This is a genomic window from Fulvivirga lutimaris (assembly GCF_009711525.1).
Classification (GTDB): Bacteria; Bacteroidota; Bacteroidia; order Cytophagales; family Cyclobacteriaceae; genus Fulvivirga; species Fulvivirga lutimaris.
The window spans coordinates 957-12,918 of record NZ_SMLV01000386.1 but is presented as its reverse complement, the minus strand read 5'-3'; the positions used below and the strand labels follow the sequence as shown (position 1 = coordinate 12,918).

The window sequence follows — 11,962 nt, the reverse complement described above, 5'->3', positions numbered from 1 at the left end:
ATATTCAGGATAAAACTTATAATTACTTCCAAAGCCTGGAAGAGCACCACCATGTCCCACCTGCTTTAAACCATTACAAAATTCTGCGATACCAAGTCCGTATCCATATCCAGAAATTACTGCACATGGATCACCATTAAAGTCAGTCGCATTAGCAAACAAATTCGAAAACTGTGCGGTTTGCATTTCTCTTAGTGAACTCCTTTTAATAGGACCGTTATCTTCATCACTTCTAGGAGGCCATGCCGAAAGATGAAAACTAACATATTTGCTGAAATCTTCAATAGATGTGATTAGTCCTCCCATTGCACCAAAGGCCCCATCATGAAGCATAGGTTCCAGTTTCCATTGTTCGTCTTCCCAGCGATACCCTATGGCTAGCTGCTCGGCTGGAACACTATCTTGCTCCCAATAGGTTTGCTCCATATCTAATGGTTCTAAAATATTCTGAGTAATATAGTTTTGATAGGTTATTCCAGATACGCGTGAAATAATATTTCCCAATAGTGCATATCCAGTATTGCTGTATTCAAACTCATAGGAAGTAGCATTGGAAAATGAGACTCCCCCGGCAATAAGATCTATCAACATTTGATCAGGCTGCGCCAACTGGCGGTCACCCCAAGGGTTGTCCTCTGGAAAACCAGCCGTCATTGTTAATAGGTTTTCAATATCAATAATGGAGGCATCTCGGGTGAGATATTCTAAGCCAGACATTTCAGGGATATATTTACTCACCGGATCATTTAATGATAACTTACCTTCTTCTATCAGTTTCATAATAGCCATGGCTGTAAAACTTTTGGTCATGGAAGCTATTTTAAAAGATGATTTTGGAGTGGCAGGTGTTTCCTTCTCAATGTTCAAAACGCCTGTGGCATTTGATATCACCAGTTTGTTATCGACAACTACACCATAGGCAATGCCTGGTATATTGCTTGCCTTTGCATAATCTGCTATTAACTCCTGTAATTCCGGGGCAATACTTTTGATCTGTTCGATCCGATTATCAGCAGTAAAGACAGGTGGTTGGTATGAATTTGAATAGGTAGGAGAAGGAAGTTCGACTGCTGTTTCAGTAGTAGGTTTTGGTTCGCAGGATAGAAGAATCGCTCCTATGCAGCAATAAAGAAGACTATTGTTAAAGGCTTTCATTATGTAGAGGTTAAATACTAAACGCCATGTTAGGCGGGATTTCTAATTAATCACAGGGTATAAAACTAGCACGTTATGGATTTAGAACCTATTCGCAAAACAAGCAACTGAAAATCGCAGTAAAGCATGGAATCACTGTTTAACACAACTCTCTGATTCTAAGTGCTTTTAAGTTTCCACTTAGCATCTAGATACTCTTCGGTTCGTGCTGCGGCCTCTCTATTTCTTAATATCAGGTGGGTTTTATCTTTTTGTATACTCCTATAACCCAGTAGGTGAAAGAACTTTTTAGCAAAAAAGCGCGCAATACGAAGGTTAACCAAAAGGGTGTCTTTTGTTTTATCTGCCCAGTTGATTCCAGGTAGGAAAGTGAGTAGATTATCCAGTTTAAACCTTCTTAAAACCCTTGACAGCTGTAAAAAGAAAGGTGCGATTCTTCTTATCATGTAAAAGCCATCATCTCCTTTCGGTTGATAGAGAGGCATAAATATTTTAGCGGTTTTATCAGCAACTATCTTTTTGTCATTTAAATGCGCCAGTGTTTGATTTTTCTTAACGGTTTGAAAGTTGACAAAGCCGGGTTTCATTTTAAAGACTTCACCATTTCTGATTTTCAGACTATCATAAACTTCATAAAAACCCCTGGAGTCAACAGATGACTTGGCCAGCATTTCGTAGTGATGATGATAGTCGGCAGTTTTTTTACTGAGGACACCGGCATATACCAGGGTGGTATAGATGAAGGCAATGTGATTATCTATTGAATAAAGGCCGTCATGCTGACCCCCTTCAAACCCAAAGGACACATAGCCCAATTCGTTTATATAGCTTAATATCGGCCCTTCTATAAATTCTTCAATACCAAAAATTATAGGCAAGGGGTATTGGTTTACAAAGTCTCTGTTCAGGGAACTGTCATTTACGGTTAAGAAGGGTATAGACTCACTAGATGTAGTATGCAGGTCCATAAAATAATAGGGGCCTGGGTACTTGGTCATTACTTCTTTTATGACGTTGTGTATTTCTACCAGCTCATCTATGTCTTCATTGGTTTGTGACAAAGTACCATTATTGACCTCATTCATAAGTTCTGAAGTCCACAGCCGGTTTAAATCATGCGCACTAAATCTGATGCCTGCTGCGAGGGCTTTCAGGTTGCCACTAATGGCTATGATTTTACCTTTTACAAGCTTTCTTTTAGGCGCCAGCTGCTCCAAGACCTGCTTAAGTGCAAAAATACCTGAAGGTTCATTGCCATGGATGCCGGCTGTAAAGATTATGGTTGGGCCATGCTGACCTCCATGAATTTCACCGATAACCCGTTCAATTTCAATGGTTTTATCAAGCGGTTTGCTGTGGATTTTAACCATGGTCTAAGCCAGTTAGATCTTTTATAGTAATAATGCCCACCAGATGTTGACCGTGAACCACAGGCAAACACCCGTATTCATTTTTCTTCATCAGCGCAATAGCATCTTTAATCTCTGTGTAGGGCTCAACGGTCAGTACTTTTTTGGTCATTATTTCTGCAACCGTCTGACCCTGATCGTCTGAACCTTTTTCTTTGAAACGCTTCATGTGCGTCCAGGTGAGTAGCCCTGTTAGCTGGCCTTTTTCGTTTTCCACGGGCACATGGTGTACGTTTTTCCAAAGCATAATGCTGGTAGCCAGCGCGGCCAGATCATCTTCATTTACCACAAACAGCTGGGTAGACATGATATGGCTTACCAAATGGGCGGTCTCATGTATTCTGGGTTTCGGCTGCAGCTGGGGCCACTCATGTACAGGTTTGCTAGTATGCTGGTTTTTATGAATCGATTTTGTAAGAGAGATCAGAGCATCATCCTGATTCATGCCTTTGCGCAGCCTTCTATAGTTTCTTATCATCCACTCTGAGCCTGTCTGGCCTTTGGTTCGCTTTTCAATAATCTCCAAATACCGATTGATGTCCTTATCTAGAATGCCGGCTTTTTTTAGCCCTGCGTATGCAATGGGTAAAAGGTCATTGATCACCAGTTTTTTTACAGATACAGCCTTACCTTTCCATATGAGTATGGATTCTTTACCAGAGCGGGCAGCCTTAACAAAGTTGGCCTTAGCATCTTTAAAATCCATCACCTGTTCCATATCATCATAGGCAGGAGGTCTGCCAATCATAAGGCCTACCCAAAAGGCAAAATTGGCCATCTCATCCGCTACACTGGGACCTGATGGAATATACCTGTTCTCTATTCTCACATGCGCAACACCATTATGAGCACCATAGCACGGCCTGTTCCACCTGTAGATTGTTCCGTTGTGTAAGTTTAGTGCTGACAGTTTAGGAATACCACCCTTGGTCAAAACCTCCATGGAATCTTCAATGTCATCTTTAGTGAAAAGGGCTTTATGTCTGACGATATCATTTTTATAGATCTCAGCAATGGAGCCTTTGGCCCATTGAAGCCCAAATGACACTCTCGACTGCTGATCTTTAAGGGCATAGGAGGACGTACGGGTGTCTATGCTCTGCTGAAAGAGCGCAATGCGGGTTTCGCTCCATAACTCTCTGCCCAGTAATAATGGTGAATTAGCACAAATACCCAGCACTGGTCCGGATATAGCCTGAGCCCAGTTATAGCTGGCAACAAAATCTGCCGGTGGCACCTGCAGGTGTATCTGAAAGCTGGTATTGCAGGCTTCGAATAATACAGAATCATGCCTGATGGACAGCTGATCTACCCCTCTGATATTCAGGTCAAAATCATCACCCCGCATGGCTTTGGTCATTTCATTTAATGCCCAATACCTGGGGTTGGGGGTCATGAAGTCAAGACCTAATTCGTTTTTGCTGATGGTAGGTAGTATCCCTGTCAGAATAATTTTGGTATTGTTTTTAGTGGCTACCTTTTCGGCCTTCTTTAATAGATCCCTTATTTGATTTTCAACCTTGGAGAAGCAATTGTTTTCCAGCAGATGAGGGTCCAGGTTAAGTTCCAGATTATATCGGGCAAGCTCAGTGGTAAAATGTGGGTCATCGATTTTTTCAAGCAGCACCTCACCATTTTTAGCTGGTCGCCAGTTGGGTGTGATAAGGCAAAATTCCTGCTCAGCGCCTATTCTGTAGACATTATTTTCTATTCGATTGTTCTTGAGCATCAGCTCTAGCGCACTAATGTCATTAAGGAGGTACTTAATAAATTTTACCCTTTCCTCCTTTTTTTGAACAATGGATATTCTATGCTCGCCCATATTCTAAATAGCTGCTTTTTAAGCATTTAACTTTTGATGGGCGTCAGAATAAAAATTGATTTATGCCATAAAATGGGAAGGAAGAAGTGATGGGTATGGGTAGAGTCCATATATGGCACGTGCCTCTGGTATTTCAATTATCGGTAAACCTAAGGTCTAAGTTGTAATTTCAGATTGTTTAATAGAGGCATGTATTATGTCGTTTGTTAGCTACCTTTCTACTTTTTTAATTCCTTGTCCATCATTGCAAAGAACTCTTCATCTGTCATTTTCTTTCTGCTATCTAATAAGAAATTGGCATCATCACCTGCTCTGTACCTCAACTGATTTTTCCCATCTGTTACAGCTTCATAAATTACTTCTGCAACTAAACCGGGTGGCGAAACGGTATTGTCCGGATTTTGCCATTGTTTCATTAACGCTCCAATAAGTGGTTGGTAATCGGATATTTCACCTGCTTGAAAATCGAAAGAACGTCCCCCAAAATCAGTCGCTATGAACCCAGGTTCTACAATCTTAACCTTCACACCAATTGTTGCCATTTCGTAATGCAATGATTCTGAAATGCCTTCTACGGCAAATTTGGTTCCGTGATAGAGCGAGCCTAACGCAAAAGTCATTTGACCACCAATAGATGAGATATTGACAATGACACCACTTTTGTTTGTTCTGAAATGTGGAATAATGGCTCGGGTCACATCCATTAATCCAATGACATTGGTATTGAATTGCTTGATGATGTTTTCCCTTGGAAAAGATTCTAAAGGTCCGTAGGCCCCGTAACCTGCATTGTTTATAATAGCGTCAATTTTTCCGAACTTTTGAATTCCATTTTGGATGGCTTCATTGATGGACGCTAAATCCAAAACATCTAACCTTTCCAATTGAACATGCTCCAATGCTTGCAATTCTGTATCCTTTTCCGGTGAGCGCATCGTGGCGATCACGTTCCATCCTTGTTGCTGAAAATGGATGGCTGTTGCTTTCCCAATTCCGCTACTTGCTCCTGTTATTAGTATTGTTTTTCCCATTTTAATCTTTATTTAAGGTCAATAAATCAGCTACACCATTAGCTGTGTAGATTGCTTTGGTGGTTTCGTTCAATGCTTGGTTGTAGTTATCGATGGCTGGTTTCAGTCCAGAAAAATCAACTACCGTTCTGAACGGCTTTTCACCAAAAGGAGTGTTTACTAAATCTAGAACTGCCTCTGCGACTCTTTCTGGTCTTTGCTCAGGGATAGATTCTACATAAGCAACATAACCATTAAGAGATGTTTCCGGAAGCTTGGCCATTTCACCATATTGATTCATTCTTTCCGTATCACTTGGTGTTATCATCCCACCCATAAATCCAGTGGGAAATCCGCCTGGTTCTACGATACAAGATTCAATACCAAATCCTGATAGCTCTGCTCGATATCCTTCTGCTAAAGATTCTAAAGCATATTTTGATGCGCAGTAAGAAGCAAGAAATGGAGTAGTTATTCTACCTATGCAGCTTGAAGTGTGTATGATCGTGCCTTTGCCTTGTTGTCTCAAATGTGGTAAAACCGCTCTCATCAGTCGTTGAACGCCAAATACATTTACATCAAACATTTTTTGAATGTCATTGGCGGTAAAGCATTCCAAAATTCCATTGGCTCCGATTCCCGCGTTGTTGAAGACAGTATCCAAACCATCCATTGTCTCTAGGGCTGAACTTACACCCGAGTGAACACTTTCTTCGTTGGTGACGTCCATTTCGACCAATGCCACGCCTTTTGACTTTAATTCATTGGCGATGGATTCATTTTTTCCTTTTAGCGAACGCATAGTTCCTACTACCTGATGTCCATTTTCGACTAATTGTATACAAGCTAAACTTCCAAATGCTCCACTTGCGCCTGTGACTAAAATTTTATGTTTCATGTCTTTTGTTTTTAAGTAATTGAATGAAACAAATATCTCATGAATATGAGGGATGGCTTAACACGAAAAGAGGAAGGTTAAACACAAATCGCAGAAACAAAAAAAGAAGCTATTTGAGCTTCCTTTTCATTAATTCAATTGTCTGAATTCTTGTGGTGTTTTACCCGTTTTTTGTTTGAATAACCTGCTAAAATAATGGGGATAATTAAAGCCTAGCGAATAGGCAATACCACTAACTGAATCGCTAGAGCTGAGCAGCAAATGCTTGGCTTTTTCCACTAAAAAATCATTGATGTGGTCTTTTGCAGACCTTCCAGTTTCTTTTGTGAGCAAGTCACTCAAATAGCTAGCGGATAAGTGACATTGATCCGCTAAATATTGAATGCTTGGTGAGCCATTTTCTATCAACTGATTCTCTAAATAGTAATCTTTCAGCAACAGCTCAATCTTTGAGACCACGTCAATGTGGCTGGCTGCACGCGTGTTGAATTGTCTTTCGTAAAAACGTTTACTGTAATTGAGTAATAACTCAATGTTTGAAACGAGCACTTGTTGGCTATGATTATCTATTCGTTCTTTAATTTCTTCTTGAATCAGCTGAACAATTTGACTAAGAATATTTTGCTCACTTTCTGAAAGATGTAATGCCTCGTGAATTTCATAGTTGAAGAAATTATAGGAATCGATTTTTGAGCCAAGTGTAGTATTTCTAATGAGGTCGGGGTGGAAGTAGAGCATCCAACCTTTCACTTGATTTAATTTCTGTGGTTTCTTGACCGTGATCACCTGTTTGGGTGCCGTAAATATGAGTACACCATCATCAAAATCGTAAGAATTTCGACCATAGTCTATTCCGCAGCTTGAATCTTTCAGAGCGATACAGTATAAATCAGAGGAAAATTTTTTCCCTACAGCTTCTTCCCCATACGCGAGTTTTTCTGTATCAAGTATGGTAATCAAAGGGTGCGTTGGCTTGTCCAAACCAAATACCGTTCGAATTTCCGTGATAGATTTTGAGTTTATTATATGCTCGCTCATTTTCATTTTTTACAAATGTAAAGAGACCTTAAATGGATCATTAACACAAATCGCAGAATGATTAACATGATTCGGTTTTAATGGTAGGCAACGGTTTGGCTCTGAGGAGTTGTCAAGTACAAGTAATTACTGATAACTATTGTTGGCAAATGTTTATTTGTTCAATTCTTGAATTAAATTATCTGTTGTTGTTTGGATTGTTATTTGTGCTTCAGATATTTCATCTTTCAGTTCATCACAAGATTCAGGTACCAAATCTTCAATAGAACCTAATGCGTCAAGGTACCAGTTATTCCAAGCTGTTAAAATTTTGGTTTCATCAGCAACTAGCTTGCCATTAGTTATAGCTTTTTTGCTAAGAACAAATTCATTATTAAGACGCTTTTCTGCAGCATTTAGAATGGTTTGGATCACTTGTCGAGCTGTTGTGTAATCAGCGTTTATGAGCGTGTAGGCACTTACTAAGGCGCTGATGCTAACATTTTTTAACGTTTCTTGTGACACCATATCAATTCGATCATTATCGGTATGATAAAATTGGTCTGTAAAATGCCAAAGCAGTAAGCCTGGAATATCTGCTTTTAAAAAAGGGATATGGTCACTTCCACCCTCGAAAGGGTTAGTATTAACCTCCCACTTAGCATACGCTCCCTGATTCTTAAAAATCTCAATAATAAAATCATTGAGATAATGTGGCTTCATATCTTCAAGAGCAAGTGTTTTGCCTCCCCACTCCGTGTGCTTATCATTGCCGCGAGTCCAAATTGCACTAGGATCCGGCATTTTTTCAATGAGGAAAGACCCTCCGGTTAACGAAGTATTTTCGCCAACCATGTCTAAACTAATTCCCCAATTAATCTCTGCGTTTCGTTTTTCCTTTTCCTTAATGTAACGTCTTGTTGAAAATATTTCATCACCCCAGAGAAAAGTAAGGGTTCGTTTTGCGCTTAATTTCTTTGCATTAATCAGTTTTGCTGAGACCATAGCCATTTCTAGTTGAGCTCCAACTCCAGAGGCATTATCGTTAGCACCAGGTTCTTGGATATGTGCACTAAACACAAAGCTTTCATTAGGTATTTCAGACCCTATAATGTTTGCAATAATGGTTAACTCTTCAGATGGATAAATCTTGGTTTTGATATCAACTTTTAGTTTTACTTTTCCATTTAAAACGGCTGCTTTGAGCGTCTCTTTTGCTTCATAGGAAAGGGCAATTCCCCAAGTTTTTATTGTTTTGCTATACGGAAGACTTCTAAACTGTATAGATGTAGTATTCTTTTCTGGTTGTAAATAAGAAGGATTATCATAGGTAATAAGGCCAATTGCACCACCTTCTACTATTGCTTCTTTGTACAATGTGTATGGACTCATTTCAGCAAAAACAATTTTCCCTTTGATATCAGCAGTTGTTAAAGCTTCTTTATTTGCTATGTAAACAACTTCTCCAATTACTCCCTCTGGTGGTGTTGATGAAGAGTTTTTGAAAATCATATTTCTATTGGATGAATATTCCAATAACCTTTCGTTATTGCCGAGTATGGTAAGGCTTGCATCCACAGGCTCCCAGGTATTCTTTTCCATTTCCCTCTTTTCAATTCTGTAGGTTAGTATGTCATTGGGTGTGGCATTAGCTTCTAATATATATCCGGCTTCTTCAAGCTTTGCGGCTATTCTATTGATAGTGGCGTTAAAGCCTGTATTTCCTGCCACACGCCAATACTTCTCTACAAATTCAGTGGTTTCGAAGGCAACATCACCAGTGAAATTTTGTCTTGCTAAGTCAAAGTATTGAGAAGTAGTTGTTGTAAGATTGGGACTATCTGTGCAACTAAAAACTCCAATAAATATGATAATGGATGGTATTAAAACTTTAAATTTCATATTTGGCAACGACTAGTATATGGTAAGTAGGGCACAAGAAAGCAATAAACTTTTGGATTTGCTATGAGCCAGATTTTTATGTTTTGTTTTAACAAGAAATAGCAATGAACTATACTGAGTGTTGACAGCTGGCATCATCTCCTTCTTACACTAATAATCTCTCCAGCTGTAGTTTCAACATCATATTCATAAATCGTTTTCAGCACTTCCTGATTTATTGAATCAGTTGAATGAATCAGCGGTGCTTGAGTTTCTCTTATGTGATAGAAAGGATTAGGGTTATCGCCTTTGGCATTTATTAAGTTTTTACCTTGTAGCGGTACATAAGAACGAATACGACAAGTTCCTCCCAATGTGGATTCGATGGTAGCTGTTTCCAGTTCTCCATTTTTCCAATGTATGGTTACACTGAAGCCTCCAAGGGCTTTTAATCCTTTTATGGTTCCATCTTTCCACGAATCTGGCAAGGCAGGCAATAAATGCACTGCACCGTCATGGCTTTGCAGCAACATTTCAGTAATACCCGAAGTACATCCAAAGTTTCCATCGATTTGGAAGGGAGGATGTGCATCAAATAGGTTAGGATAGGTCCCGCCTTTCTGACTTCCATCATCTTGTATAGAAGGGGTCAATTGGTCTGAAATTAATTTTAAAGCATGTTTGCCATCAAGAAATCGTGCCCATAAGTTCACTTTCCATCCCATAGACCATCCGGTAGATTCATCGCCACGGGCAGTCAGCGAGGTTTTTGCGGCTGAAAACAAGTCAGGGGTTCTGTATGGCGATATTTGATGCGATGGGAATAACCCATACAAATGAGAAACATGTCGGTGTTTATCATCCTGACGGTCCCAATCGTGCATCCATTCCTGAAGCTGTCCCCAATTTCCAATTTGCATGGGAGCTAGTTTTGGTAATAAAGTCCGGAGGCTGTCTGCATAAACTTTATCCAATCCCAGAATATCAGAGGCATCTATCACATTATTGAATACATCGTGCACCAATTGATTGTCCATTGTGGTTCCGGCAGAAATGCTGGTGTTAGGATGATGCGGATTTTCAGGCGACATGGAAGGGGACACAACCTTCCAGTGATGTTCAGGCTCTTCAACTAGTATATCTTTATAAAACAGGGAAACACCTTTAAGTATCTCATATTTTTTTCTTAAAAATTCTTTATCTCCGGTAAAGAGGTAATGATACCATAAGTGCTGGCTCAGCCATGCACCTCCCATGGGCCATAAGCCATAGAAACTACCATCAACAACACCTGAAATTCTCCATATATCGGTGTTATGGTGAATATTCCACCCCCTGGCTCCATAGATTTTTGAAGCTGACTGTTTTCCAGTTTCCGATATATCATCAATCAGATCGAACAAAGGTTCATGCATTTCAGAAAGATTGGTGGCTTCCGCAGGCCAGTAGTTCATTTCAGTATTGATATTCACAGTGTATTTACTATCCCACGCAGGTGTTAATTGATGATTCCAAATGCCTTGCAAGTTGGCCGCTTGTGTGCCGGGTTGAGAACTTGATATTAAAAGGTACCTTCCAAACTGATAATATAAAGCTACCAGCTGTGGGTCGTTGCCTGAATTAAATTGTTGCAGGCGGATGTTGGTTGGATTATAAATCGAATCGGTAGATCCAAGGTTTATTTCAACCCGGTCAAAATATTGTTGATACAATGAGGTATGTGATTGTTTTAATTGCGCATAGTCTTTTGCGAAAGCCTTTTCTAATAAAGCCTTGGCTTTTAACTCATCGTCTTCAGTAAGGTTGTTATAGTTTTTAAAATTAGTACCAATAGATACATATACAACGAGTTTGTCTGCATTAGAAATAACCAGTGTACTGTCCGTGGTTTTTATCGATCCCCCCGTTAACTTGGGCTTTATGATGGTTGTAAATTTTACCTTTCCTTCTTTATTCTCAAGATCGCTACTTGTAGCCTGTAGAAGTAAAGCGTCATTTTCTATTCTTATGTTTTGGCTTTTATGTTCACTGTTAATCTTTAAGGTACAGGAAACTGAAGCCGGTTTATCAGCTGTTATTTCAATGGCAATAATGTCATCGGCAAAAGAAGCAATGACTTCACGATGAAAATTTACACCATTGCTTTTATATTCAACACGACTTAAGGCTTGGGAAATATCCAATTCCCTTTCATAATCTGTGACCTCTGAAATGCCAGGAGAAATTATTTGTAAATTCCCGACAGCTTGATAACACATTCCGTAATTATTATGCTCACCAGCCCCGATAGGTAGTAATTTATTTGCAAGCTGCTGGGCTTCTTCATGTTTCCCTTCAAAGATTAATTGTCGTATTTGGGGCAAATATGCCCTGATTTCAGGTAGAACATTATTTCCCGGCTCGCCTGCCCATACCGTTTCTTCGTTTAGTTGAATAGTTTCAATGCTCTCACCACCATACACCATGGCACCTAATCTGCCATTTCCTATAGGTAAAGCCTCTTCCCATAATATTGCAGGTTTGCTGTACCGCAATTTCATAGGGTTTTGCTCATCATCTTTATTGCTCTCTGTATGTGTTATACAGCCTATCAAAGAGAAAATAAAAAAGGGTATTGTAAACACTCTTAAAAACATAGTCTCATATTTTTGCATTTGAGTTGTTAAATTACGCGATGTGTTTTTGCTTGCTGCTAACGTTTAGTATATGGCAAGTAGGGCACAAGAAAGTAATAAACTTTCAAAGTTGGCGGTGTTACTTTATAAATTTC

General features: G+C 39.5%; 8 protein-coding genes. All 8 read right to left on the bottom strand.

Translation table 11 applies throughout. The features are described 5' to 3' along the window. A partial coding sequence (locus E1140_RS12030) for a serine hydrolase domain-containing protein (protein WP_155183843.1) occupies nucleotides 1-1,155 on the bottom strand: 1,155 nt, incomplete at its 3' end. Nucleotides 1,156-1,313: 158 nt separating this feature from the next. Continuing rightward, entirely contained in the window at nucleotides 1,314-2,525 is a 1,212-nt protein-coding gene (locus E1140_RS12025) for a succinylglutamate desuccinylase/aspartoacylase family protein (protein ID WP_155183793.1), read from the bottom strand. Beyond that, nucleotides 2,518-4,386 (bottom strand): CBS domain-containing protein, encoded by a 1,869-nt coding sequence (locus tag E1140_RS12020; RefSeq protein ID WP_155183790.1) that lies wholly within the window; start codon nucleotides 4,384-4,386, stop codon nucleotides 2,518-2,520. The genes E1140_RS12025 and E1140_RS12020 overlap by 8 nt, the downstream gene beginning before the upstream one ends. A gap of 218 nt (nucleotides 4,387-4,604) precedes the next feature. Next, nucleotides 4,605-5,417 (bottom strand): SDR family oxidoreductase, encoded by an 813-nt coding sequence (locus E1140_RS12015; RefSeq protein ID WP_155183787.1) that lies wholly within the window; start codon nucleotides 5,415-5,417, stop codon nucleotides 4,605-4,607. A gap of 1 nt (nucleotide 5,418) precedes the next feature. Then, complete coding sequence (locus E1140_RS12010; RefSeq protein WP_155183784.1) at nucleotides 5,419-6,294, bottom strand: SDR family oxidoreductase; 876 nt, start codon at nucleotides 6,292-6,294, stop codon at nucleotides 5,419-5,421. Between the two features lie 129 nt (nucleotides 6,295-6,423). Then, nucleotides 6,424-7,332 carry a helix-turn-helix domain-containing protein gene (locus E1140_RS12005; RefSeq protein ID WP_155183780.1) on the bottom strand — a complete coding sequence of 303 codons (909 nt, stop codon included), beginning with the start codon at nucleotides 7,330-7,332 and terminating at the stop codon, nucleotides 6,424-6,426. Nucleotides 7,333-7,485: 153 nt separating this feature from the next. Then, a complete protein-coding gene (locus tag E1140_RS12000; protein ID WP_155183777.1) occupies nucleotides 7,486-9,213 on the bottom strand; it encodes a M28 family peptidase in 1,728 nt (575 codons plus the stop codon). Nucleotides 9,214-9,347: 134 nt separating this feature from the next. Continuing rightward, on the bottom strand, nucleotides 9,348-11,846 hold the full coding sequence (locus E1140_RS11995) for a glycoside hydrolase family 95 protein (protein ID WP_246202853.1): 2,499 nt from the start codon (nucleotides 11,844-11,846) through the stop codon (nucleotides 9,348-9,350). Nucleotides 11,847-11,962: the final 116 nt, after the last annotated feature.